Consider the following 25,374-nt stretch of genomic DNA (forward strand, 5'->3'; position numbering starts at 1 on the left):
GCAGGGGTGAGAAAACTGCTTCTAAGATAAACTTATTTTCTGATTTTTTGTTCCCATTTCCAGGCAGAAGCCAGGGCCTCATCTAATGTGGAGGCGGCCTTCCATCCCAAAATGTCGTTTGCTTTGGAAGTATCTGCATAAGCAGCTATAACATCTCCCGGACGACGGTCTGTAATGCGGTAATTCAGCTTTTTACCGGACACCCTTTCGAAGCTTTCAATAACTTCAAGTACAGAACTTCCCTTTCCCGTTCCCAGGTTAAAGAACTCACAGTTGTCGGGGTTCTTTTTATGAAGCAACCGTTCCAGAGCCACCACATGGGCTTTCGCCAGGTCGGTCACATGGATGTAATCGCGAATACAGGTCCCGTCGTTAGTGGGGTAGTCATCTCCGAAAACGGCCAGCTGTTCCCTGAGACCAATGGCGGTTTGGGTAATAAAGGGCACCAGGTTTTGAGGTACGCCTATTGGGAGTTCTCCGATATGAGCAGTGGGATGGGCGCCGATCGGATTGAAATAACGCAGACAGATCGCATTGAGCTGAGTGTTTACCCTGCAGGTGTCCTTAATGATCTCTTCCCCGATCTGTTTGGTGTTGCCGTAAGGTGATTCTGCTGGTTTAACGGGAGCATTTTCCGTGATAGGGAGTTCTTCTGCCTGCCCGTAAACCGTGCAGGAAGAACTGAATATGAAATTGGCTTTTTCCTTCTTGCTTAATTCCTGGAGTACATATACCAGGGTATTGATGTTGTTTTCGTAATATAATAACGGATTTTCGACGCTTTCTCCTACCGCCTTACTGGCAGCAAAGTGAATCACCCCTTCTATATCGGGGTTTCTGCGGAAAAAATCGGAAACCTTGTTCCTGTCTCTGAGGTCCAGTTTCTCAAATTCCGGAGGGATACCCGTAATGGCTGTAATCCCTTCGAGAACTTCGATCCCCGCATTAGAAAGGTTGTCAATGATGAGAACATCAAAGCCTTTGTTTTGTAATTCAACAACGGTATGGGAACCGATAAAACCGAGTCCTCCGGTAACAAGTATCTTCATAGGGTAGTTTAGGATGTTTAGCTCAGGAAATTCTTTATGGTATTGGTGATGTAATTGATCTGTTCGTCATCAAGTTCGGTATGCATGGGCAAAGAGATCACTTCCTGCACCAGGGTGTTGGTTACCTTAAAATTCTCCTCTTTATACCTGGTGTCGGTATAGGCCTTTTGCTTGTGTAACGGAATCGGGTAATAAATACCAAACGGAATTCCCTTTTCCACAAGATGCTGGGCCAATGCATCCCGCTTCCCGTTGGTGATACGAAGGGTGTATTGATGGAAGACATGGCAATCGCATTGATCGCAGATGCTTTCACACCCGTTAGCCATCTGAGGGATCTTCACATGTTCGGTTTCGCGGAAGGCAGTATTGTATTTTCGGGCCGCATCACGACGCTTGTTATTATACAGATCAAGCAGTGGGAGTTTGGCGCGCAGCACGGCAGCCTGGATAGAATCCAGTCGCGAATTCACGCCTACAACATCGTGGTGATAGCGTTCGTACATCCCGTGATTTACGATACCCCGTATGGTATGCGCAAGGTCGTCATCGTTGGTAAAAATGGCTCCGCCATCTCCGTAACACCCCAGGTTCTTGGAGGGGAAGAAGGATGTGGCAGCCACATGTCCGATGGTCCCGGATTTTTTCTTTGTACCGTCGGCAAAAGTGTAGGAAGCCCCAATACCTTGTGCATTATCTTCGATAACATAAAGGTTGTGCTCTCTGGCGATCTCCATGATCGCATCCATATTGGCGCACTGACCGAAAAGATGCACCGGAACAATGGCTTTGGTTTTAGGGGTAATAGCTTTCTTTACCGCTTCGATATCAATATTGAAATTGTTTTCATCTACATCTACCAGCACAGGGGTGAGCTGTAATAGGGCGATCACCTCAACGGTAGCTGCAAAGGTGAAGTCGGCCGTGATCACCTCATCGCCTGGTTGAAGATCTAATCCCATCATTGCGATCTGGAGAGCATCGGTTCCGTTTGCGCAGGGGATTACGTGTTTAACATCCAGGTATCCCTCCAGTTCTTTCTGGAATTCCCTCACCTCAGGGCCATTGATAAAAGTGGCCGTTTCAAGCACTTCATTTATGGAATTATTTACCCGGTCTTTTATGAATTCGTATTGACCCTGCAGGTCAACCATCTGAATTTTCCTCATCCAATCAACATCTTAATGATTACTATACCTGCAAAATTAAGGAACTGGGATCAATGAATTATGAGAAAGAACCGTAATTTAGCCCCAAACTCGAAAAAGTGCTCTTTGTTTACGACCTACTGGTATATTTAAGCGGTTTTTTTATACGGATCCTGGCTGTATTCAGTCCAAAGCTTTCCCTTTTTGTGAAGGGGAGGAAGCATGTTTTTGATGATCTTAAAAAGCAGATCCATGCCGGCGACAGGGTGATCTGGTTTCACACGGCTTCCCTGGGAGAATTTGAACAAGGTTTGCCGGTGATGGAACAAACCCGAAGGGATTTTCCGGAACATAAGATCGTGCTGAGCTTTTTTTCCCCTTCAGGTTATGAGGTTAAAAAGCATACTCCTGCAGCAGATGTGGTGTGTTACCTGCCCCTGGATACAAAAGCAAATGCCCGGAAGTTTCTCGATATCGTGCAACCTGAGTTGGCAATTTTTGTGAAATACGAATTCTGGCCGAATTACCTGAAGGCATTGCATAGCCGCAATATCGATACCCTTCTTATTTCTGCCATCTTCAGGAAAGACCAGGCTTTTTTTAAGCCTTATGGCACTGTTTTGAGAAATTCTCTTGAGGCTTTTACCCATCTTTTTGTTCAGGATGTAAACTCGGAAGCTCTGCTCAGGTCTGTTGGAGTCAACAGGGTAAGTGTAAGCGGCGATACCCGTTTTGACCGGGTGTATGAGATCCTTTCCAGGGATAATTCCCTGGAGTTCATGGAACGTTTTAAAGGTCAGGCGCATCTCTTTGTGGCCGGCAGTACCTGGCCGGAGGATGAGGCGGTTATACTTCCCTACATCAACGGTCACGATCACCCCCATCTTAAATATGTGATCGCCCCGCACAACATTAAACCCAGGGCTATGGAAGAGCTGGCTCAAAAAGCCGGGAAAGATGCAGTTCGTTATTCACAGATGAAGGACTCCGATCTGGAGCAGGCCAGGGTGTTGATTCTCGATACCATAGGCCTCTTAACCAAGGTGTACAGCTATGCAGATATAGCTTATGTAGGAGGAGGCATGGGAAAAACAGGACTTCATAACACCCTTGAGCCCGCTGTATTTGGTATTCCGGTAATAACAGGCCCTCATTATCAGGGCTTTCGGGAAGCCGAACTATTGGTTGAGTACGGCGGGATCGTGGTGGCCACCGATAAAAATTCTTTTGCTAAAACGGTTGATCAACTTCTTGTAAATGAAGAAGTTGTAAGAAAAAAAGGGGCTATAAATAAAGAATTTATAGAAAAAAACAGGGGTGCCGTGATCCAAATAGGGGAGTATGTGCGTACATTAATCAGATAGTATTTAACGGATTTTTATTAAAAAAAATGTTAAATATTTTTTGCAGAGTATCGAAGAAAATCGTTTTTTCGTAGTGCAACTTTTATTTAGTAAAACTAAAACACAAACCATGAAAAAAGTTATTTTAAGCCTTGCCCTAGTGCTAGCAATGGGAGTTTCATTAACTTCTTGTAGAGAAACCAAAAAAGACGCTGAGACTACTGTTGAAGATGCTACTGAGCAAGTAGAGGAGGCAGCAGACGAAGCTGGTGACGCTATGGAAGAGGCTGCTGAAGAAACTGGTGAAGCAGTTGAAGAAGCTGTAGAAGAAGGTGAAGAGGCTGTTGAGGAAGCTGTAGATAGTCTTACTCAGGAGTAATCCAAAATAGACCTTCTAACTAACTGAAAAAATTGAGCTCTGCATTGCAGGGCCTTTTTTTTGCCATAATGTCTGGGGAATATTCTGGTTCGATTTGCTTATTTTAGGGTAGACAAAGCGGTATTTATGTGTTACCATACCAGCCAGACCCGGACCACCTCCCAGCTGGAAACGCGTTTCAAGGCAAAACGCGATCCGGCCTTTGAAATTGGGGAGCGCGATTTTACCTTCTACCATTCCAATGGTTTTGCGCATCAGAATCTTTTGATGATCCCTCAGGAAGCTGCGACATTACTTAGTCCGGCCATGTGGGGGATTATTCCGGAAGACAGGTTGGGGATTACTCATAAGCAATACTACAAAGAGAGTATTCGGTTTGGCAGTGGCCTTAATGCCCGTTCAGAGAAGTTATTCGATCATTTCATATATAAACACGCAGCTCTTTCCCGTCGCTGCCTGGTTCCTGTTGATGGGTTTTTTGAACCTCATGAACACCAGAAAAAGAAGTTTCCATTTTACATCCACCGAAAAGACCGTGAGAGTTTTGCCATTGCCGGTATCTATAACCGAAGCCGTGATGGTTATGTGACCATGGCCTTGCTAACCACGGAAGCCTCTCCCTTTTTTGCGCGTATCCACAATGTGAAGAAACGACAGCCGGTTATTATTCCCACATCCCTGGAAAAGGAATGGCTCAATCCCCAACTGGATGCCGGGGCCGTACATGCCCTTCTTCGAGAAGGGCGCAGGGATGACCCTTTTCAGGCCTATCCTGTGAGCAAGGACCTGTATCGCACTGCAGTGGATTCAAACAGGGAGGAGATCCTGATGGAAAAAAAATATCCCGACCTTGACACACTTTTTTAAGCAGTCAGGCCGGGAAAGGTCAGGGGAAAATTATTTTTCAAAATAGAAAGTCGCTTCCAGAACAGTATTAGAACTACCTCCTGCAAAAAGGGTGAAATCTCCGCTTTCTGCCTGCCAGGTGTTATTTCCGGTGTAAAATGCCAGGTCTTCCTCTTTGATCTCAAAGGTGAGGGTTTGACTTTCTCCAGGCGCCAGGGTTACCTGGGTAAACTTCTTAAGTTCTTTCACCGGACGGGTCCTGCTGGCTACCATATCCCTGAGATAGAGCTGGGCGGTTTCCGTACCGGTAACCTCCCCGGTGTTGGTTAATTTAAGAGATACATTCAATACCTCATCTCCTTTAAGAGTGTCTTTACTTACCGTAAGTTCTTCATAGGTGAAATCGGTATAGGAAAGTCCATGGCCAAAAGGATAGAGGGGTTGGTTGGTCTGATCGATATAATGACTCCAGAACACCAGGTCGGGCGCCGGGATCACCGGTCTCCCGGTATTCTTGTGATTGTAATAAAGCGGTACCTGTCCGACATCTCTCGGGAAGGTCATCGGGAGTTTTCCATTTGGATTGTGGTCGCCGTACAATACCTGGGCAATGGCGTTTCCGCTTTCGCTACCCAGGTGCCAGGCTTCTACAATAGCAGGAACGTGCTCGTCGGCCCAGTTAATAGCCAGCGGACGCCCGTTCATAAGCACGAGTACGATGTTCTTGTTTACCTCGTAAACGGCCTCCAGTAACTCCTGTTGCAATCCCGGGAGGTCCAGAGCAGTCCTGCTTCGGCCTTCTCCCGACTGGAATCCGTGTTCTCCAAGCACCATGATCACAACATCTTTGCCCCTGGCAGCGGCAACCGCCTCTGGGATTCCGGTGCGGTCTGTAGTGTTGATCTTGGTTTCCATCGTAAAGGAGGGGCTGCCTTCTGTGAGCTTAACGCCCTGGCGGTGGGTTATGGTGTTGCCCTCATATGTGGTCATACCCTCCAGTACAGAAACGGCCGTTCCGTCTTCGGCGGCGATTCTCCAGCTTCCCAGGGGGGAGGTTTTATCGTCGGCCAGCGGACCAATGATCGCAAGAGATTGCCCTTCTTTCTTGAGGGGAAGCAGGCCTCCTTCATTTTTAAGGAGTACAATGGAGTGCTTTGCCATTTCCAAAACAGCCTGGTGATGTTCCTCACTCCCGATAATATCTTTTTCTCTTTGGGCGTCACAGTATTTATACGGGTCTTCAAAAAGTCCGAGCTCAAATTTTACCCTGAGGATACGCCTTACCGCATCGTCGATCAGGCTTTCTTCCACCTCGCCGTCTTCCACGAGTTTCGCCAGGTGATTCACGTAGTGATAGGATTCCATGTCCATGTCGGATCCGGCAGTTGCAGCCTTCAAGGCAGCATCACGTCCATCTCTGGCGAAACCGTGTATAATCATTTCATTTACAGAACCCCAATCGGAAACCACAAAACCGTCAAATTCCCATTCGCCTTTCAATACCTCCCTTTGAAGGAAAGCATTGCCGGTTGCGGGAATTCCGTTGAGTTCGTTGAAGGCATTCATAAAGGTGCGGACCCCGGCCTCTTTGGCCGCTTTAAAAGGCGGGAATACCGTATTGTAGAGGGTGGCAGTACCCACATCAACGGTATTGTAATCTTTTCCGGACTCCGAGAAGCCGTAGGCAGCAAAGTGTTTTGCGCAGGCAGCGATGGTTAGGGGAGAGGAGAGGTCTTCTCCCTGGAATCCTTTTACCCGTGCTGCAGCCACCAGGCTCCCCAGGTAAGGGTCTTCCCCGGCACCTTCCATGACACGGCCCCATCGGGCATCACGGGAGATATCCACCATGGGAGCAAAGGTCCAGTTGATACCGCTGGCTGCGGCCTCCCGTGCAGCAACCTCTGCAGACCTCTTGATCAGGTCCATGTTCCAGCTCGCTGCTTCGGCAAGGGGGATCGGGCTCATGGTCTCGTATCCGTGAATCACGTCGAAACCAATGATCAGGGGGATGCCCAACCTGGATTCTTCAACTGCGATCTGCTGAACTTTCCGGACTTCTTCCACCCCGCGAACGTTTAACATAGAGCCTACCCGTCCGTTTCTCAGGTCGTCGTATTTTTTTGCCGCATCCCCTTCTTCCGGTACCGGTCCGGTGACGTTCCAGAAACCGTTGTACTGGTTCATCTGACCTACCTTTTCTTCGAGGGTCATCAGGGAAAGCAGGGAGTCAACTTTCCGGTCGATATCGTTGGTGTTGGTGCTCATACTGTTGTTGTTACAGGATATGAGGGTTGCTGAAAGTAGCAGCAACAGACTTAATTTCTTCATTAGTAATTGATTTAATCTTTCATTTTTAAGATGAAAGCATGCTTAATTTAGCGAATATTTTTTATCAAATTTAGTGTTTCCGGTATCTGCATCCGGAAATCAGGTGACTTTTACTTCTTGCGGCTCAATGCTTTGATTCCCGTGGACATCATGTCTTTTTTCATGTTCTATGATTTTGATTCACAAACATTTATTAAATTTAGGTTCGCTTCAGGGAAGTGTCTCATCCCCGAATCAGCCCCTCGAACCGTCTTAACTGTATGCAGGTACTAACCTTACAATCGAATTTAAAATGGATATAAAAAGACCTTCAAACGACGATGCGTCCATATCAAAGGTAAGTAGTCTTTGCGGATTGGAAGAGCAGGAGGCGATCATGTGCCTGGCTTATATAGTAATGGGGACCCATAACTTCACCCCTGAAGAGATCATCAGCTACCAGGCCATGGCTAAAAAGTTCTGCAGTGCCGAACTTGACCTGATGCAATGCAAGTCCAGATTTCACGATATGCTTCGGGACCACAAGAATGATATTATTATCAAAGATTGTATCAGTGTGATTCGCCCGAAATACCGGGAAACTGTTTTTGCCTGGTTAATAGACGGGGTAGCGGCGGATGACCATTTTACGTACGACGAAGAAGATTATATTACCCTGATAAGAGAGGAGATCGGAATTTCCCAGGAAAGGGCCGACCTGATCATGAAGGTGATGACCATAAAGAACAAGAAATATAAGCCCCTGTAGGGTTAAAGCTTTTATTTTTCCGTTAAAGTCTTTTCCTGTCGTTCGCCGGACAGGAATTTTCAAAGAACGTTTCCCGGTAATTGGATACTGCCGGTGTTAATCCTGCCACACCTTAATGTGATCTATAACATAGCTGGCCGGAAAAATGGTGTCGTCAACTTCATGTCCGCCAAAATTGCCTCCAATAGCCAGGTTAACCAGCAGGTAGTATGGTTGGTCAAAGGGCCAGGTGGCGTTGTTTTTTAGCTCCGGACTGTATTTATAAACCGTTTCTCCATCCACACTGAAGCTGATATGCTCCGGCGTCCAGGTCATGGAATAGTCATGATACCCTTCTTCAATGTTTTCGAGGGCTGTTTTTTTTGTGTTCACAGTATTCCCATGGCTGGAGGTGGTGTGTAGGGAGGTAAAGACCATTCCGGGCTCCCTGCCTACATATTCCAGGATGTCGATCTCTCCGCAGGCAGGCCATCCAACGGTATCAATATTAGATCCCAGCATCCAGAAGGCTGGCCAGAGACCTTTTCCCCGGGGTAACTGTGCTCTGATCTCTACAGTTCCATATTGAAACTCCAGTTTTCCTTTGGTGTTTAGCCTGGTAGAGGTATGTTTTTCCCCCTCTTTTCGGGCGGTGATCACCAGCTTTCCATCCCGAAGCTCGTGGTTGGTGTCGGTATAAACCTGTAGCTCGTTATTGCCCCAGCCACAAAGGTCGGGGCAGCCGTTTCCCTGGATCACGTTCCAGACCTCCTCGTTGAGGGTGTCTCCTGAAAAATCTTCAAAAAGCACCAATTCCTGTGCCCCGCATCGGGACAGATAACATAAAAACGCGAATAAGAGGAGAGAACTTCTCATGATAAATGGTGAATTACGGTTGCCCTGATCTTGTAACTTATGGTTTTATTGATAAACCCTGATATAATCTATTTCCATGGATGCCGAGGTGAAACCGACATCGATAGCACCCCCTAAATTTCCTCCCATAGCTATATTGAGCAAAAGGTAAAAATCCTTATTAAAAGGCAGGCTGGCGTCGTTGGTGACAGAGTGAAACAGAGAGTCGTCAATTAAGAAATCGATAGAATCTTCTGTCCATTCTATGCTGTAGGTGTGGAATTCTGAGGTTGCGTTAGCTATGGTGGTGCTCCCTGTCCTGGCAGAGCCTCCCGAATTATTCGGGTCGTGGGTGCTTCCCAGGATCACGTTCGGGTTATTGCCCACATGTTCCATGATATCGATCTCCCCGGCACCGGGCCATGGATTGGTGTCGATATCGCCTCCGAGCATCCAGATGGCGGGCCACGTGCCGCCCCCTTCAGGGAGTTTGGCACGTACTTCTACTTTTCCATAAGTGAATTCAAACTTCCCTTTGGTGTTGATCCTTGCGGAGGAGTATTCTTTTCCCTGTATGGCTTCCTTAATGGCAGTAATACGCAGGTTTCCGTTTTCTACTGCAATATTGGCAGGGGCATCGGTATACCATTGTTGCTCATTATTTCCCCACCCGCAAAGGTCGGGGCAGCCGTCTCCAAGTGCAAAATTCCAGTTGGCACTATCCGGGGCGCCATCGGTATCAAATTCCTCTGACCAGATGAGTTCCGTAAAAGCGGTTTCATTACCCGGGTCACCGCCTCCGGAGCCTGCGTCTTCCGCAACAAGAGTGAACCACCAGTCGAATTCTCCATTTCCATCTGTAGTTCTTAAAACCATTTCATTGGCATTTCGACTAAAGATCTGGTAACTGTGATTCCCTCCTGTGTAATACCCGATAAAACCGATTCCGGTAAGCGACAGGGTTTCCTGTCCGTTTGGTTCGCTCAGGCTCCAGTTTTCCTGGTAATCCCCAAAGGAGTAGTTGATAATGTCGGCGCCTTCTGCTTCGCCACCGGAACCGCCAAGTTCCTCGATGAGGCCACCGCGGCCAAACACATCTCCATTGGTAATATGGGTGAAGGTGCCATCCTGGTTAAAGATATAACGGTCGTCATACATTCCTCTGTCCACCTTTTCATTCGCACCGGCAGCATACCATTCTACAGGAGTGGTTCCTCCAACGGGGCCAAGTCCGAAATGCCCCGGAGCCTCATTTTTTATTCTCCAGGTACGCTCTCCATCCCCATAGAGCATCTGTAAAAGATCGGCCGGTGGTTCATAGGTGACCAGGACTTCCACGGGTACAGGTTTGCTCGCCGGAACTCCGCCCGAACCTATGGCCGCAACGGTTACATTGTAGGTAAACAGTCCTGTTTTGCTGAAGTTAATAGTGTGTTTTCCACTGGGAACTGTGGATACAGATCCGTTGTGAATGAACTGGTAGTTCAGGGCGTTATCTGCGGTAGCTGTGAAATTTACAGCTCCGCTGCCATCCCCGTAAGGGTTCTCTGCGTCTGCCCCTACGATCTCCACCGTAACCTCCAGGTTGGAGGGTACGGTAATGGGATCCAGGCTAACTCTGTCTTCGTGACAGGATACCAGTACCATAGCAAGAAGCCATAGTACTGATAATCTGTTTATAATATTTTGCATATGCATAGATTACTGTTTTTGAATGTCGTCAAAATAGAAGTTCTCTCCCTGTCCGGCGGTTCCGAAGTCTCCGAAAACTACTATGGTGTCGTAGCTGTTAGCAGCATCAAAAGAGCCGTTGGAAGGATTTGACATGTCGAAGGAGAGGGTTTCCCTGGCACCTGCTGTGGTAGTGGAGACGCTTACTTCTGCAAATAGGTTTGAAGGGTCTGAAGAGTCTTCCATCTTAAACAGGATCGGGGTGCCTGCTCTTGGTGACCAAACCTTGATGGTGATCACCGAGCTGGTAGAGAAATCGATGGCACGATCAAGTCCCATTACAGCTCCAGCCCAAACTTCGGCACCTGCTGTTTTCTCCAGTTGCAATACTCTGTTACTGGTGTTCTCACCGCTCATATCCGGATTGTCTACAATGCTGGCATTGGCATTTCCGAATCCGGTCCATGGATATTCCTGGATCAAAGATTCAAATCCTAATGGCAATCCTAAGGGATACTGAGTTGCAGAAGGTACCAGGATGTCGTCAAAGTAGAAGTTCTCTCCCTGGCCATTGGTTCCAAAGTCGGCAAATACTACAGCTACGCCATAATCAATAGACGGATCAAAGGTTCCTACAGTCGAAGTCGACATATCGAAGATGAGTAATTCCCATTCTCCGGCTTTGGTCGTGTTAACGCTAACTTCAGCAGAAGTATTGGGGTCACCTGTTTTTTCCATTTTGAAAAGTACCGGGATTCCTGCTCTTGGAGACCAAACCTTCATGGCTACTGTTGAACCGGCCGAGAAGTCCATAGGCACGTCCAGCGCAAGGGCAGCTCCTGCCCAAACCTCAGAACCTGCGGTTTTTTCCAGTTGCAATACTTTGCCACTGGTGTTGATGCCGCTCATATCAGGGTTGTCGATAATGGAAGGATTAGCTCCTCCGAAACCTCCCCAGGCGTAATTGATCACAGGCGATTCAAAATACAGGGGCAGGCCAACCGGAATACTTGAAGAAGATGGAATAAGGAAATCATCAAAATAGAAGTTCTCTCCCTGTCCATTGGTTCCAAAATCTCCGAAGACTACGACTACATCATAGGTATTGGCGGCGTCAAAGACACCTACCGCAGAGGTAGCCATGTCAAAAACCAGCGTCTCCCATTCTCCGGCCTTGGTAGTAGATACGCTTACTTCGGCATTGATATCGGGATTTGATGAGTTTTCGATCTTAAGGAGGATCGGTGTGCCTGCTCTTGGCGACCAAACGTTGATAGCAACTTCTGTTCCGGCAGAGAAATCCATGGGCTCATCCAGTGCCATGGAGGCTCCTGCCCATACTTCTGATCCCGCAGTTTTTTCAAGCTGAAGTACCGTGTTACTTGCATTTCCGGCGCTTACATCCGGGTTGGAGACGATTGAAGGATTAGCACCTCCAAATCCGCCCCATGGGTACGTTAGGGTCTCTGATTCAAAATTCAAAGGCAGACTCAGCGTCTCGCTGGTGGTGATGCTGATGTTTAGAATTATGCTGGTTTCAGTAGTTTGTGAGCTTGCTCCTCGTGCCACAACGCGTATGGTGTAGGCACCCTCTTCCGCATAGGTGAAAGAAGCGGTTTCTCCATCCATGATGGTCGCCGGTTCCTCATCTTCGGCCGCTCCGAAATACACATCATAGGCAGCAGCATTTTCAGCCGAAGGCGTGATGTTGGCGGTAAGGTTTGTTGTTTGAATGTCAAGGATCAGGTTAGACGGCTTGGTAAAGGAAATGTTTACCTCCTTGTTGAGTTCACTCGTCAGTCCGGTCATCCCCTCTGCTACCACTTTCATGGTATATACTCCTTCGGCATAGGTGTGGTCTGCGCTTTCTCCGGGAGCCACTACTACCGGAGTTTCATCTTCGGTGTCTCCGAAATAGATCATAAAGCTGGTGGCTCCCGATGCGGTTGGGGTAACAGTAACGTTTCCACTATCGTCCTGTGCGATGTCAAAGGCTACGGCCAGGTCGGTGGGGGCAGATACATCCTGGAATGCATAGGATGTTTCTTCCTTCACACACGACGTCACCATCAGGATGGCCGCCATGGAGAAGATATGAATGAATAATGATTTTAGCGTTTTCATATATGGGTGAATTTATTTTTAATTAATATCCGGGGTTTTGTGACCAACGGTTACCCGCCAGTTCGATCTCTATAGAAGGGATAGGGAACAATTCGTGCTTTCCGCTTACGAAACCGTCGATGTTATCGGCAGCCCTTCCGGTTCTTACCAGGTCAAAGAAGCGGTGTCCTTCTCCCATAAGTTCCAGTCTTCTTTCCTGGAAGATGGCCTCGGTCAGGTTGTTTCCGGTTTCGGTGATGTCTCCCAGTCCGGCCCTGTTTCGCACCCGGTTCAGGTACTCCTGGGCGCGGGTGTCACTTATGCCTCCGCGGTTCAGCGCTTCGGCTGCCATGAGCAGCACATCGGCAAACCGAATGGAACGATAATTATTAGGGTTGGTCAGGTTTTTATCCCCGATATTGCTGTCGCCCTGACGAGGAATGTATTTTCTGTTAAAGAACCCCGTGTGTTCAAATCCTTCAGTGTAGGTCGCTCCGGTCTCTTCGGCCCATTGCACAATATTGAGGATGGCCAGGTCTTTTCGGATATCATCTGCGTCGTAAGCATCGTAGGCCTCCTGTACCGGTACATTAAAACTGAATCCTGAATCGAACAGAGGTCCGTTGTAGGTACGCGGCCCGTTAAATCCAACCGCTACATTCCCTTCACTACATTGAAGACATCCGAATCCGGCGCCCTGCTGGTCGGTATATTGAACTTCAAAAACCGATTCAATGCTGTTCTCTCCTTCCTGTTCGAAAAGGATACTGTAATCGGCTACCAGGTCATACGGCCCGTTATTGATCAGGTCTTCCAGTACGGCAGCGCTTTCCTGGAACTTATTCTGGTATAGGTATACCTTACCAAGCAGGGCCTGTGCCGCCCCTTTGGTGGCTCTTCCGGTTTGCGGTGCGGTGTAATCTAGTACACTGGCCGCATAGATGAAGTCGGCCTCGATCTGGGCGTAAACCTCTGCTTTAGGGGTTCGTTCAACCACCTCCTGGTCTCCGAAAAGGAAGCGCTTGTCTACCGCTAATGGTACATCTCCGAACCATTTTACGAGTTCGAAATAATAATATGCCCGTAAAAAAGTAGCTTCTGCAATGATGGTTTCCTTCCCGGGGAAATCAGTTTTGTCCTTGAATTCCAGGATGTAGTTAGCGCGGTTCACACCGGCGAACATCCAGCTCCAGATATCCCGTAATTGCTGGTTTACCGGGGTGTGGATCATATCGTCTACCTCCTGGATGCCCGGTACGTCGGTGGCACTTTCTCCTCCTGCAAGGGTGTTGTCTGAGGCGATCTCGCCCAGCATCACATTCAGGTAGGTCGATTGCAGCAAATCGTATGCTGCCACCAGGGCGTCGTAATATTCTTGTTCGGAGTTGAAGAAACTCTCTGAATCCGGGTCAAACGAGTCTACATCCACAAAGTCGTCTGAACAAGCAGCCATAAGCAGAGCAGCAAGGCTGAATATCCAAATGTATCTAAAGGTTTTAAATTTCATGATCAGAGTGTTTAAAAGTTAAGGTTAATACCCAGCAGATAGGTTCTTGGAACGGGGTAGAACCCTTGGTCGATACCGCCACCGATGGGTGCTCCGTTTGAGGCGCCCGGATCGTAACCGCGGTATTTGGTAAAGGTGTACAGGTTGTTCACCGATGCGTAGAAGCGCAAGCGGCTGATTCCTACCTGTTCCAGGGTCTCAGCAGGGATGCTGTAGCCCAACTGTACGTTCTGTATCCTTGCGAACGACCCGTCTTCTACGTAATAATCAGAGAAGAGGATGTTCGATGTGGCGCCGGTGGTTACCCTTGGGTCGCTGTTGCTGGTTCCCGGACCGGTCCAACGGTCGAGTACGTAGTTCATCTTGTTTACAAGTTTTTGATTTCGTTCGTAGTTCCTGACGATCTCATTGCCCAGAGAGGCAAAGGTGTAGGCGCTGAAATCAAAACGCTTGAAGTTAAAGCTCATATTGAATCCCATGGTGGCATCCGGAATCGGATTACCGATCATGGTCCGGTCATTCACGTCGATCACCCCATCGTTATTCTGATCTATAAATCGCAGGTCGCCGGGAGCTGCATTGGCCTGTGTGGCATGGGCATCGACTTCAGCCTGGCTCTGGAAAATACCATCGGTCTCCAATCCGTAGAAAAATCCAAGCGGCATTCCGTCTTCCATACGGGAAGGCGGGTCCTGGCCAATCCCGAATTGCCCTCCGGGTATAAATCCAACCCCGTTATTTACAGAAAGCACTTCGTTTCTAAGGAAGGTGGCATTATAGCTGATATTGTAGCTGAAGTCGTCACTCGGATTTTCCTGCCAGCTTAGCACGAATTCAAAACCTTCGTTCTCTACCGTACCGGCATTCACCGTAGGAGATCCTGATCCGGGGGCACCGGCTCCCAGAATTCCCGAAACAGGAGGGTCTACCAGAAGGTTTTCGGTACGTTTTTTAAAGTAATCGGCAGTCAGGGTGAGTCGACTGTCCAGCATTCTTGTGTCCAAACCAATGTCAAGGGTCTTTTGCTCTTCCCATTGAATGGAAGGGTTGGATAAGGCTCCGATAGCTTCCCCGATTACGAGGTTGCCGTCAAAAACATATTCTCCTTCTCCTTCCAGGGTAGATCGGAATCTGTTGGCAGGGATCCTGTCGTTACCGATAATACCGTAACTCGCTCTTAGCTTAAGGAAATTCATGAAGCTTTCGTCGTTGAAAAAGCCCTCTTCGCTGATCACCCATCCCAGAGATCCGGAAGGGAAGTAGCCAAACCGGTTTTCCGGTCCGAAAGCGCTGGATCCGTCACGCCTTACGATAGCGGATAGCAGGTATTTGTTCTGGTAATTGTATTGCACTCTTCCAAAATAGGAGAGTAGCCTGGAGTCAAATCGGTCTCCTCCGCCACGGAAGAAATCTTCTACGTCTGTTGCATTGTCAATGCTGGCATTAGCAAAGGAATTTCCGGGAATATCAAAACCGATAAATCCGTTGAATTTTCCCTGTGTCCTAAAAACCGACATACCAAGGGTGGCTTTCAGGTTGTGGGAATCTCCAAAATCCTTGTCGTAACTAATGAAGTTGTCCCAGGTATAATCTTTAAAAATATTAAAGGTCTCCGTAACTGCATTACGGGTGATGGTAAATACTTTTTCGCCGCCATAATCAACAATGGGCTGGAAACCGATCCCATCGACCTCCGAGTAATTGAACTGCAGGCTGGATTCTGCAGCAAACCCCTTTAGGAATTCATAGCGCGCTCCTATCTTACCGCTTATTCTGAACACATCGGTTTTGTTGAAAGTATTCTCGATCTGGGCTACAGGGTTGATAACTTCTGCTCCCAAACCAGGAGAAAGGCTGAAGGTTCCGTCAGGATTTCGGATACTGAAGGTTGGCGCATTATTCAGGGCGTTAAACAGCACAGAACCAATTGCATTTTCGGGCAGGGTTCTTCTGTTGGTACCTGTATATAGAGCGTTGGTTGTGATCTGCAGTTTTTCTACAGGCTCAAAATTTAAATTAAGCCTGACTGTAGTTCGGTTAAAATTCGATTTGTCACCTCCAACAATACCGTCCTGGGTAAGATATCCCACTCCGGCAGAGTAACGAATCTTTTCGGATCCTCCCGAAAGACTCAGGTTATGATTGAAAATAGGAGCGTTTTCGAATACCGCATCCTGCCAGTCGGTTCCGGTTCCCAGGTTCCTTATGTTTGGATAGGGCAGTGCCTCTCCTCCTGCTGCGTGAGCCTCATTAACGATCACCGCGTATTCAGTGGCGTTGAGTACAGGGAGCTTTCTGCTGGTTTGCTGAAAACCTCCGTAAGCATCATACGTAAATTTCAGATCGGTGTTCTTCTTTCCGGATTTGGTGGTGATCAGGATCACCCCGTTTGCTGCTCTAACCCCGTAAATACCCGCCGTCGCATCTTTCAAAACGCTCATGGATTCAATATCGGATGGGTTGATCACCGAAAGGTCTTCGATAACGTTACCATCTACGAGAATCAGTGGCCGGTTGTCTCCATTGGTGGAAATACCACGGATCCGGATGTTGGAAGCGGCTCCCGGAGATCCCGAGGTGGTGGTTACATTTACCCCGGCTACCTGCCCCTGCAGGGCCTGTTCCACCCGTTGCGGATTCACGGCCTGGATCGACTCCGCATCGATCGACGCCACCGCACCGGTGATCTCTTTCTTGGTCTGTGTGCCGTATCCTACCACGACGACCTCATCTAAAGCCTGGGTGTCTGTTACCAGGTCAATGTTCAATACGGTGGCATCGCCTACCGTAACCTCGCGGGTTTGAAATCCGATGTAGGAAACTACCAGTGTAGCCCCTTTAGAAACATCGGTTAAAGTCCAGTTTCCATCAAAATCGGTACTGGTACCCCGGGTTGTGTTTTTAATGGTGATGTTGGCACCGGGGATGGGTATCCCCGTTTCTGCTTCTTTCACCGTACCGCTCAGATCGACTTCCTGAGCCATCAGGAACCCCGAAAAGAGGAAAATAGTGAAGAAAATTAGTCTAGCGTTCATAGAAATGATTTTGTAAGCTAAAACTAATCTGATTTATTAAGGAATTCTTAAAATAGACCTCAACAAAATTCATACATCGTAAAAAAACAGGGTTGTATTACAGAAATTGTTAGCGAAAACCTTTTCAAAAGCCCGATTTTAAAGGTTTTAACGGGTAAGGGCAATCTGTCAGAAAACGGGTTGATTTACAGGTAAAAAACGTTTTCGTATAGGTGATGTATAGGTAGAAATGCCCTGCGTTGAGGTTCTAGACCGAAAGAATATACTCGACTAGACTCTTTTCGTGTTCCAGTTCCATCTTTTTACGCAATCGATATCGTTTGATCTCTACACTCCTTACCGAGATGTTTAATAAGGGGGCGATCTCCTTAGACGACAGGTTTAATCGCAAATAGGCGCATAAACGAAGATCGTTTGGTGTCAGGTTAGGGTGCAGGTCTTTGATCTTTTTCAGGAAATCCTTGTCGGCATTATTGAAGGCCTCCTTAAATAAGTTCCAGTTATCATCCTCGTTAATGTCCTTATTGATGTCTGCAATAATGGATTTGATCTGCTTTTCGCCTTTTCCGTTCAGTTGTTTTAAGTTATCACGTATCTCAATAAGGAACTCATTCTTCTTTATAATGCTCATGGTAGAAGCGGCAAGTTCCCGGTTCTTGCTCTCCACATCCTGCTGCAGCTTTTCGTTGCGCAGTTTCACGAGCTCCTGCTCGTTCTCCAGCTGCTGCAAACGGTGTTTTTCCTCAGTAGTCCTCAAAAGCTTCTTCTGTTGTTTCCTGTAATACCGCTTGTATTGGTAGTTGATCAGGAATGCAAGAGATACCAGAAGGATGAAATAGATGGCTAAAGCCGGGTTGGAAAAATACCATGGAGGCAGAATGCGGAAGGTATATGTAGCCTCGTTGGAGGTGACCCGGTTCCCAATGCGGCCTCTCACCTTAAATGTATATTTCCCGAATGGAAGGTTTTCAAATCTCACTGTCGGAGATTCAGACCAGGAACTCCAGGTGTCATTTTGCCCCGAGAGTTGATATTGATACTGGGTTTTGATGTATTTGCTGTATTCCGGTACGGTATACCTGAAGTGTATGTTGTTATTTTTGTATTGTAATTCTGCATTCTCCGATAAGGTCAACAGGGAATCCTGTTGCATGGAATATTGGTAAGATACCTGTTGAAGGGATATTTTATGGATCTCAGGGTCAACGCGATTGACGTCAAAGGCCAGGTATCCGTCTTTAGATCCCACCAGGTAGGTACCGTTTCCGGTGCACAAGACATGTTCATACCCTGCAATGGTTCTTATCTCGTTGTAAGGAATGGGTACTTTGGTGACCCTTGGAGTGTTGCTGAGTTCACTTTGGTTCACCTGCAGCAGATTATCCCTGGTAAACAACCAGAGATTTTCTTTGCGATCATTGATCATTTTTCCGGAAACGAACTGTTCTCCGCTGGCCACCTTACTTAATAAACTGTCTTTTCTGAATAGATCCTCGCCTTCCTCGTTAAGGCTATAGACCCCTTCTTTATTGGCATAATAGATCATATTCCCAAATCTGGTGAGGCCTGAGTTTTTCCCTTTTTCCGGATGTTCGAGCCTTTTATATTCTATGATCTCAGACAGGTTCGGGTCGGTTTTAAGCTCGAAAATGCCCTTGTACTCATGACTCATATAGATCCGGAAGTCTTTGGTGATCTCAAAATGCTTGGACGAATAATCGAAGCCCTGGATGTGATTCCTGAATTTCCAGGTGCCGTTGGTTTTTATCAGCACGTTGAAACCATTGTAATTTCCCTGTAGTAAGAGGTCATCTCTACCCGGAACCGGTCGGAAATCCCATGTGCCGGGAACATCTGAGATAAGGCTTGCTTTTCCGTTTTCAATGATAAAGGTGCCCGAATCGTGTCCGCAGAAAAGCACGTTATCGTATGGGAAGAGCGACCATACCTGCGATTTGGTGCCCTCTACAAGTTTGAAGGACTGATCTTCTTTATTTTTATAAAATAATCCCTGATTTGTGCCAAGGTATAAGGCATTTCCCTGTTTGGCGGAGGTGTATACGGTGCCTATCTTTCCGTTCTGTTCAAGATACCGCTTAAAAGGTGCCTCCATGTTTAAGCTGTTCACACCATTGTCGAGACCTAACCAGAGGTTGTGGTCCCGGTCTTCAAACAGGGAAAGAATCGTATTGTTGCTCAGTCCAGACGATTGATCAATATGATACTGGAATTTAAGGTTGGGATCGGTGATAAAGAGTCCCTGAGATATGGTGCCAATGGCGATATTGCCGTTACTTAGGGCAAGGGCATTATAGATCCCGGTGTTTTCCAGAGAAAAGTCAGGTGTCAGTGCGTTTGTGATGCCTGTGTCAGGGTTAAATTGGAAGAATTCGCCTTGCTGTGTAATCAGTAAAAACCCTTCTTTGTACGCGAACATCTTCGCAATCCTGGCATTTGCGATCTGGGGATCTCCGATGACTTTTTCCGGTTTTCCCTTTGCGATCCGGAATAATCCCGAACCTGCAGAATGAAAGAAAATGGTGTTGTTCAGGTGGAACATCCGGGTGATGCCTGAGGGAGCCTTAATGGGATTTAAAGCTCCGGTATTCTCATTGAGGACCAGGATCCTGTTAAGTGACTGGAAAAGGATAAATGGTTTTTGGTAAGTAATGTTCCAGAATTGTTCGTCTTCGATGAGGTCAGTCGGATTTCTTCCTGATAAAGAAGTGTAATGAAGCCTTCCTGTATCGGTCTTTTCCCAGTATCCGAATTCCATATAACACCCTGTGTATATGCGATTATCGATTACCTTAACCGACCTTAGAATGGTGTTGTTAGGTGAGGGGTAGGTAGTCCATTCGGCTCCGTTAAAGACTAAAAGACCGTCATTATTGGCAAAATACATCCAGCCTTCGCGATCCTGATCGATCATCCAGTTCTGGTTCCCGGCACGGTAGTCTATGGGGTTAAAGGTATTTATAGGCGGGAGCTCCTGGGCAAGGATCACCGGAGATATGAAAATGATGAGTAACCAGATTAGGGAAAACAACTTCTTCATAGGGCAGGAGATGGGTACAGGCTTTATTCCGGCTAAATATATGTATAAAATATAGCATTTCTTCCTGCCGGCCTTCTGTCTGGAACTAACGATCTTTACCCTACCCCTTTAATGAAGTCAAAGCTCAGGCCAATGATGATAACATTAGCACTTTTAACAGGGGGAAGGAATCGGGAGTCGTCCAGACGTCCCTGGATGTAAATGGAAAACAGTTCCCCGAAGTAATAATTCATGCCCGCATAAAATTGAAGTAACCGGTAATCCCCGTTAAAATAGGTGTTGTTTTTGGTTTCCCATTGGGCATTAAATCCTGCTTCCACCTTGATTCTCGGGTTAAGGGTATACCGGTTAAGAAATTCGGTACCCACAACCGGAAATGAGATGATGGTAGTCTCATCAACGATCCGGTATTCATCCTCTATATAGGCTATGGTAAGTCCGGAATAGAGTTTTTTATCTACATACTGGTAGCCGACGATAAGATTGTCTGACTTCGTATTTACATTTTGAAGCAGATCCTGGAACTCCGGGGGGATAGAGGCCCGGTTCCAGGCCACTCCTGTACTCAGTCGGGGGTTAAAGCGATACGTCAGGGAGGCACCGTAATTGGTATGTGAACCGAATAGCTGGGTTTGAAGCCCGAAATGCAGTTTACCAATATGATTTCTGTAAACGACGGCCACATCCGCCCGTCCGGTACCTTTCCAGCCCCCATCGGTGCTCCCGGCATAAACATCTACCCCGCTGCTTCCAAAAACGGTGAAACCGTCGGTGTATCCACCGATATCATAATACACCCCCCATTGTTTTCCAAGGGCGATCGACCCTAAGGTCTCATGTGCTATTCCCAGATAGCCCAACCTTGAAGAGAAGGGATCAGGCTCCTGCAGGGGGTCACGAACAAAATCGGAAGGGGTGTTGGCATTGTTGTTAAACCTGGTCTCCTTTGAAAGATTCAACCCGTATTCCAGCCGGGCAAAAACCCGGGTGTTATTGCCGACATTTCTGAAGAGGGAAGTGCCAAAGCGGGGTACGTTCTCTCCTAATTCAAAGATGTCTGAGTAATAGGAAACATGGGCCTGAAGATGGATGTTGAAGGCCAGGGAATCCAGTATTCGCGTTCTTTTTGCTAAAGAGTCCAGTTGTTTGCCCTGTTCGCTGATAGAATCCATAACCTGGTCCTGCTGGGCATAAATGCGGGTGATCCCGGAAAACAGCATTGTTAAAATCAGAAGCCGCAAGAGCGATGATCTGTACATAGAATGTTGGTTTTTTAGTTTGCTCGCTTTTGTGAGGTTAATTCCGGGGCTTGTCGTAAGTAATTGAAATTCAATACCGTATACTAATTTATTGAAAACAAATAAGTAATTTTATAAAACAGGTAAACTATTTTCCCAAGACCACTACTTTCTCCTTATTCTCTGGTGTATTTTATAAACGTTTGATGTTATGCCAAATAAATCCAGGTTACTACTTTGTAACATGCTTCTCTTGTTCGTCTTACCTCTTTCTGCCCAGGATACCCATTACTGGTCCCAGCAGTTTGGAACCCGCTCTGCCTTGATGTCGGGTGCAGTTCTGGGAGGAGCCGATGATAATACCATGATCTATTACAATCCCGGAGCCATGGGATTCATGGAAAATACTTCAGTTTCTGTGAACGCCAACGCCTATCGCATCCAGGCCATTACCATCAAAAATGCTCTTGGAGACAAGGCGGATTTCCAAAGTGACCAGTTAGGGTCTGTACCTTTGCTGGCAGGGGGTATGGTCAAGCTGAAGAATGAAAGAATGAAGATCGGATATGGGTTCATGGCCCCTGTCGATTTTGATTTTAAGGGCATAGCCAGGCTTGACGGGGATTTTGACGTTATCGATAACTCCGAAAGTCCCGGAGCCGAAGAGTTGGTGGCGGAGTCCGGGATTTCTACCAAGGTCCGGGAACTACTGATCGCATTGGGGGGAGGTTATCGCATAAGTGACCATTGGTCTGTGGGGGTTACCAATATGTTCAATGTCAGGTCGCAGACCTATAACCGGAGCTTGTCTGCCTATGTCTTCCCGACAAATGGTTTTACCGAAATGATCGGCGGAAACCGGATTGAGAATGTCGATTTTTTTAATGTGCGTTATTATGCCAAGCTGGGATTGGCTTATCGAAATGGTCCATGGAGTGGGGGATTAACCCTGACCACGCCTTCTCTGAATTTTTTCGGAAAGGGCACCTCTGCCACCAATATAAGTGTGCGCGACCTGCGACTTAGCGGGAGCGAGGAGCGGGTATCAGGAGTTGGAACCGATCGACAGTCTAAGCTAAAAACAAAATTCAAGTCGCCACTCTCGATAGCCCTGGGGGTAAATTACAGAGGCGGACGCAATGGATTTGGAATGGCTATGGAATATTTTGGGGCCGTATCTCCCTATACCATCATGGAACCGGCTCCCGGCGCTTTTGTCCGCCCAGCCTCCCTGGCTCCGAACCTGGGAAGTGATGTGTTTCTCAATACCCCATCCAGCGCGAAGCCTGTGTTCAATATTGCCCTGGCCTATGAGTATTTCATTAACGAACAATGGACCTATTATCTCAGTGGCCGTAATGATATGTCTTATTTTGATAAGGATGTTAATGACCGGGGTGGTATAAAAACCACTATCAGCAGCTGGGATATTTATCACGTGACTACGGGGGTTACCCTGAAAAATGAAAGAACCAGTATGAGTATGGGGCTCCTGTTGAGTAGCGGGAAAGACGATAGTTATGAGCAACGGGGTAATTTTGGGAACCCGGGAGAAAATAACCTGTTAACAGGAACTATCACCATTACCGAGGCGAATTATTTCTCTGCAGGAATTCTTCTCGGGTTCACGTATTATTTTGATCGGGTGGTCTTCGGAGAGAATTGATGGAAGTAATTCTAATATACTTCCCCCTGTTAAGTTTAGGTAAACTTCCGTTTTTATGAGTGTCCGGTAATCAGCTTTTATTGTAATATTGCAATCATTAGATTTTTAAGTATCGTGTTAAATACGGATGGTAATTAGTGCCGTAAACAGCCTTGCAGGAGCAGGGGTGTCATTCCCCTTCGCGGTATCTTAAAAAAATTTCATTTATGGGTTTAACAAAAACAGAGATCTTTACCGGCGATCAGAATAAACTCGCAAGGATGGCAAAGGCGCTTGCTCATCCTGCCCGAATCGCTATTCTGGAGCATCTTTTCCGGATCAATTCCTGTGTCTGTGGCGACCTTGTGCAGGAGATCGGGTTGGCGCAACCCACCATATCTCAACACCTCAAGGAGCTTAAGCAGCTGGGGATCATCAAGGGAACCATAGAAGGCACCAGTGTTTGTTACTGTATTGATGCTGATCGATGGCAGGAAATGAGCTCATTTTTAGAACAATTCCTGAAGCGGGGAGTAAAAACCAAGGACTGCTGTTAATAACATTCTTTTAAAGACTTTATACACTACTTATGCTATTTGAACCTTTACAGCATTTTATAGAAAATATCGATACCGGGAAGGTGTCTGAAGATCGAAAGGAGGCATTGCTTACACTAAGGGATTATGTGCTGGCCATGCTCCGGAAAGAAGGAGAAGTTAACCTGAATTTTATTTGTACGCATAATTCACGCAGGAGTCATCTGGCCCAGGTGTGGGCTCAATGTGCAGCTTATTATTATGGATTCGGAAGGAATATCAGGTGTTATTCGGGAGGCACCGAAGCTACGGCCATGTACCTTTCTGTGGCCGGGGTGCTTTCGGAAAGCGGATTTCATATTGACCGGCTGAGTGAAGGGGAGAATCCTATATACAGTATAAAATATGGCTTTAACCAACCGGCCGTTATTGGCTTCTCCAAAGAATATCACCATACCTTTAACCCTGCAGAAGGCTTTATTGCCATTATGACCTGTGACCAGGCCAGTGAGGCCTGCCCGGTGGTTACCGGTGCTGCAGCCAGGGTATCGGTAACGTATGAAGATCCTAAAAAATTTGACGATACGCCTGAGAAATTAAGTAAATATCAGGAGCGTAGTGAACAGATCGCAACAGAGATGTTTTGGGTGTTTAATCAATTAAAAAGTGACTTTACCTATGGGCAATAAGAAATTAAGCTTTCTGGATAGAAACCTGACCATTTGGATATTTTCGGCCATGGCTTTGGGGGTAGGACTCGGGTACCTTTTCCCGGCCTTTGCCGAAGGCATACAGCGTTTTGGTTCCGGGTCTACAAATTATCTGCTGGCGGCAGGATTGATCCTGATGATGTATCCACCCCTGGCCAAGGTGAATTACAGGTTGTTGCCAAAGGTGTTTAAAGATGTAAAGGTGCTTTCCGTTTCCCTGGTGCTGAACTGGGTGATAGGCCCGGTGCTAATGTTCGTGCTGGCCCTTGTTTTCCTCAAAGAGTATCCGGAATATATGGTGGGCCTTATCCTGATAGGGCTTGCCCGGTGTATCGCGATGGTATTGGTTTGGAATGACCTGGCCGACGGGAGCAGTGAATACGGGGCCGGACTGGTGGCTTTAAACAGTATTTTCCAGGTGTTTGCCTATAGCTTCTACGCATGGCTTTTTATTACAAAACTTCCGCCATTATTTGGGTATGAGGGCGCCATTGTGGATATCTCTATTGCCACAATAGCCGAAAGTGTAGCCATCTATCTGGGTATCCCTTTTCTCCTGGGTATTCTTAGCCGGACCATTTTAGAGCCTTTGAAGGGTGAAGGTTGGTATAAGGAAAAATTCATTCCGGCGATATCGCCTCTGACCCTCATTGCCTTACTACTTACCATTGTTCTGATGTTCTCCCTTAAAGGGGAATTGATCGTGGAGCTTCCGGGGGATGTATTGCTCATAGCTGTTCCCTTAGTGATCTATTTTACGGTCATGTTTCTTATAAGCTTTTTTGTTAGTAAGATCATGGGTGCCAGCTACGAGAAAAATGCATCCATCTCCTTCACGGCAGCCGGCAATAATTTTGAATTGGCCATAGCGGTGGCAATAGGAGTGTTCGGGTTAAACAGCGGTCAGGCATTTACCGGGGTAATTGGTCCGTTGGTGGAAGTACCGGCCCTGATCCTTTTGGTACGGGTATCCTTTTGGTTAAAAAAGAAATTTTACGATTCTAAGGAAATGCTCACCTCCTCCAGGTAACAGCAGGCATCAGTTTTTACAATAAAAAAAGCTCCCTTTTCGGGAGCTTTTTGCTGAATGCCATACTGAATCGGGATGCGGGTCCTTTCTTGTATGGCCGGAAGGGGAGGTTTTTTTGCCCTGCGTAATCACTTACAAATTATGTAACTTGGCGCTTCGAATATAA

The 25,374-nt window shown here is 47.0% G+C and carries 18 protein-coding genes; 8 read left to right on the top strand and 10 right to left on the bottom strand.

The features are described from left to right. Window positions 1–32: 32 nt before the first annotated feature. Both galE and K7R11_RS13455 read right to left on the bottom strand, forming a co-directional pair. Window positions 33–1,049, bottom strand: coding sequence for a UDP-glucose 4-epimerase GalE (galE, locus tag K7R11_RS13450; RefSeq protein ID WP_224491265.1), 1,017 nt, complete (start codon window positions 1,047–1,049; stop codon window positions 33–35). Window positions 1,050–1,066: 17 nt separating this feature from the next. Beyond that, window positions 1,067–2,218: a DegT/DnrJ/EryC1/StrS family aminotransferase gene (locus K7R11_RS13455; RefSeq protein WP_224491266.1), complete on the bottom strand. Its 1,152-nt coding sequence runs from the start codon at window positions 2,216–2,218 to the stop codon at window positions 1,067–1,069. 185 nt (window positions 2,219–2,403) lie between these two features. Between K7R11_RS13455 and K7R11_RS13460 the strand changes: the two genes are divergently transcribed. From K7R11_RS13460 to K7R11_RS13470, 3 genes are all read left to right on the top strand, one after another. Then, window positions 2,404–3,561 carry a 3-deoxy-D-manno-octulosonic acid transferase gene (locus tag K7R11_RS13460; protein ID WP_317196483.1) on the top strand — a complete coding sequence of 386 codons (1,158 nt, stop codon included), beginning with the start codon at window positions 2,404–2,406 and terminating at the stop codon, window positions 3,559–3,561. 109 nt (window positions 3,562–3,670) lie between these two features. Then, complete coding sequence (locus tag K7R11_RS13465) at window positions 3,671–3,919, top strand: hypothetical protein (RefSeq protein ID WP_224491268.1); 249 nt, start codon at window positions 3,671–3,673, stop codon at window positions 3,917–3,919. A 126-nt stretch (window positions 3,920–4,045) separates the two neighbouring features. Next, window positions 4,046–4,786: an SOS response-associated peptidase gene (locus tag K7R11_RS13470; RefSeq protein ID WP_224491269.1), complete on the top strand. Its 741-nt coding sequence runs from the start codon at window positions 4,046–4,048 to the stop codon at window positions 4,784–4,786. Between the two features lie 30 nt (window positions 4,787–4,816). Here the strand turns inward: K7R11_RS13470 and bglX are convergent, their stop codons facing one another. Beyond that, entirely contained in the window at window positions 4,817–7,093 is a 2,277-nt protein-coding gene (gene bglX, locus K7R11_RS13475; protein WP_224491270.1) for a beta-glucosidase BglX, read from the bottom strand. 292 nt (window positions 7,094–7,385) lie between these two features. On the opposite strand from bglX, the gene K7R11_RS13480 reads away from it, so the two are divergent. After that, the gene (locus K7R11_RS13480) at window positions 7,386–7,841 is read left to right on the top strand and encodes a tellurite resistance TerB family protein (RefSeq protein ID WP_224491271.1); all 456 of its coding nucleotides are present in this window, start codon (window positions 7,386–7,388) and stop codon (window positions 7,839–7,841) included. Window positions 7,842–7,937: 96 nt separating this feature from the next. Here K7R11_RS13480 and K7R11_RS13485 read toward each other — a convergent pair whose 3' ends face one another. From K7R11_RS13485 to K7R11_RS13515, 7 genes are all read right to left on the bottom strand, one after another. After that, a complete protein-coding gene (locus K7R11_RS13485; RefSeq protein WP_224491272.1) occupies window positions 7,938–8,696 on the bottom strand; it encodes a glycoside hydrolase family 16 protein in 759 nt (252 codons plus the stop codon). Window positions 8,697–8,741: 45 nt separating this feature from the next. Further along, on the bottom strand, window positions 8,742–10,367 hold the full coding sequence (locus tag K7R11_RS13490) for a glycoside hydrolase family 16 protein (protein ID WP_224491273.1): 1,626 nt from the start codon (window positions 10,365–10,367) through the stop codon (window positions 8,742–8,744). Window positions 10,368–10,376: 9 nt separating this feature from the next. Next, window positions 10,377–12,470: a hypothetical protein gene (locus K7R11_RS13495; RefSeq protein WP_224491274.1), complete on the bottom strand. Its 2,094-nt coding sequence runs from the start codon at window positions 12,468–12,470 to the stop codon at window positions 10,377–10,379. Between the two features lie 22 nt (window positions 12,471–12,492). Further along, on the bottom strand, window positions 12,493–13,956 hold the full coding sequence (locus K7R11_RS13500) for a RagB/SusD family nutrient uptake outer membrane protein (protein WP_224491275.1): 1,464 nt from the start codon (window positions 13,954–13,956) through the stop codon (window positions 12,493–12,495). 11 nt (window positions 13,957–13,967) lie between these two features. Continuing rightward, the gene (locus K7R11_RS13505; protein WP_224491276.1) at window positions 13,968–16,991 is read right to left on the bottom strand and encodes a SusC/RagA family TonB-linked outer membrane protein; all 3,024 of its coding nucleotides are present in this window, start codon (window positions 16,989–16,991) and stop codon (window positions 13,968–13,970) included. Between the two features lie 247 nt (window positions 16,992–17,238). Continuing rightward, window positions 17,239–20,049, bottom strand: a complete 2,811-nt coding sequence (locus tag K7R11_RS13510; RefSeq protein WP_224491277.1) for a triple tyrosine motif-containing protein — start codon at window positions 20,047–20,049, stop codon at window positions 17,239–17,241. A 95-nt stretch (window positions 20,050–20,144) separates the two neighbouring features. Next, window positions 20,145–21,308 (bottom strand): porin, encoded by a 1,164-nt coding sequence (locus K7R11_RS13515; RefSeq protein WP_224491278.1) that lies wholly within the window; start codon window positions 21,306–21,308, stop codon window positions 20,145–20,147. A gap of 190 nt (window positions 21,309–21,498) precedes the next feature. Between K7R11_RS13515 and K7R11_RS13520 the strand changes: the two genes are divergently transcribed. The 4 genes from K7R11_RS13520 to arsB all read left to right on the top strand — a co-directional run bounded on the left by K7R11_RS13520 (window position 21,499) and on the right by arsB (window position 25,208). Continuing rightward, window positions 21,499–22,953 (top strand): outer membrane protein transport protein, encoded by a 1,455-nt coding sequence (locus K7R11_RS13520; RefSeq protein WP_224491279.1) that lies wholly within the window; start codon window positions 21,499–21,501, stop codon window positions 22,951–22,953. Between the two features lie 206 nt (window positions 22,954–23,159). Further along, window positions 23,160–23,489 (top strand): ArsR/SmtB family transcription factor, encoded by a 330-nt coding sequence (locus K7R11_RS13525; RefSeq protein ID WP_224491280.1) that lies wholly within the window; start codon window positions 23,160–23,162, stop codon window positions 23,487–23,489. A gap of 32 nt (window positions 23,490–23,521) precedes the next feature. Next, entirely contained in the window at window positions 23,522–24,157 is a 636-nt protein-coding gene (locus K7R11_RS13530; RefSeq protein WP_224491281.1) for a low molecular weight phosphatase family protein, read from the top strand. Next, a complete protein-coding gene (arsB, locus tag K7R11_RS13535) occupies window positions 24,147–25,208 on the top strand; it encodes an ACR3 family arsenite efflux transporter (RefSeq protein ID WP_224491282.1) in 1,062 nt (353 codons plus the stop codon). The genes K7R11_RS13530 and arsB overlap by 11 nt, the downstream gene beginning before the upstream one ends. Window positions 25,209–25,374 lie beyond the last annotated feature (166 nt).

This window comes from Robertkochia flava (assembly GCF_020166515.1).
Classification (GTDB): Bacteria; Bacteroidota; Bacteroidia; order Flavobacteriales; family Flavobacteriaceae; genus Robertkochia; species Robertkochia flava.

Bases quoted from the DNA above. Each gene is read 5' to 3' on its own strand.
- K7R11_RS13485 (WP_224491272.1), bottom strand. From the start codon at position 8,696: ATGAGAAGTTCTCTCCTCTTATTCGCGTTTTTATGTTATCTGTCCCGA.
- K7R11_RS13505 (WP_224491276.1), bottom strand. From the start codon at position 16,991: ATGAACGCTAGACTAATTTTCTTCACTATTTTCCTCTTTTCGGGGTTC.
- K7R11_RS13465 (WP_224491268.1), top strand. From the start codon at position 3,671: ATGAAAAAAGTTATTTTAAGCCTTGCCCTAGTGCTAGCAATGGGAGTT.
- K7R11_RS13515 (WP_224491278.1), bottom strand. From the start codon at position 21,308: ATGTACAGATCATCGCTCTTGCGGCTTCTGATTTTAACAATGCTGTTT.
- bglX (WP_224491270.1), bottom strand. From the start codon at position 7,093: ATGAAGAAATTAAGTCTGTTGCTGCTACTTTCAGCAACCCTCATATCC.
- galE (WP_224491265.1), bottom strand. From the start codon at position 1,049: ATGAAGATACTTGTTACCGGAGGACTCGGTTTTATCGGTTCCCATACC.
- K7R11_RS13510 (WP_224491277.1), bottom strand. From the start codon at position 20,049: ATGAAGAAGTTGTTTTCCCTAATCTGGTTACTCATCATTTTCATATCT.
- K7R11_RS13525 (WP_224491280.1), top strand. From the start codon at position 23,160: ATGGGTTTAACAAAAACAGAGATCTTTACCGGCGATCAGAATAAACTC.
- K7R11_RS13530 (WP_224491281.1), top strand. From the start codon at position 23,522: ATGCTATTTGAACCTTTACAGCATTTTATAGAAAATATCGATACCGGG.
- arsB (WP_224491282.1), top strand. From the start codon at position 24,147: ATGGGCAATAAGAAATTAAGCTTTCTGGATAGAAACCTGACCATTTGG.
- K7R11_RS13480 (WP_224491271.1), top strand. From the start codon at position 7,386: ATGGATATAAAAAGACCTTCAAACGACGATGCGTCCATATCAAAGGTA.
- K7R11_RS13490 (WP_224491273.1), bottom strand. From the start codon at position 10,367: ATGCAAAATATTATAAACAGATTATCAGTACTATGGCTTCTTGCTATG.
- K7R11_RS13520 (WP_224491279.1), top strand. From the start codon at position 21,499: ATGCCAAATAAATCCAGGTTACTACTTTGTAACATGCTTCTCTTGTTC.
- K7R11_RS13455 (WP_224491266.1), bottom strand. From the start codon at position 2,218: ATGAGGAAAATTCAGATGGTTGACCTGCAGGGTCAATACGAATTCATA.
- K7R11_RS13495 (WP_224491274.1), bottom strand. From the start codon at position 12,470: ATGAAAACGCTAAAATCATTATTCATTCATATCTTCTCCATGGCGGCC.
- K7R11_RS13470 (WP_224491269.1), top strand. From the start codon at position 4,046: ATGTGTTACCATACCAGCCAGACCCGGACCACCTCCCAGCTGGAAACG.
- K7R11_RS13500 (WP_224491275.1), bottom strand. From the start codon at position 13,956: ATGAAATTTAAAACCTTTAGATACATTTGGATATTCAGCCTTGCTGCT.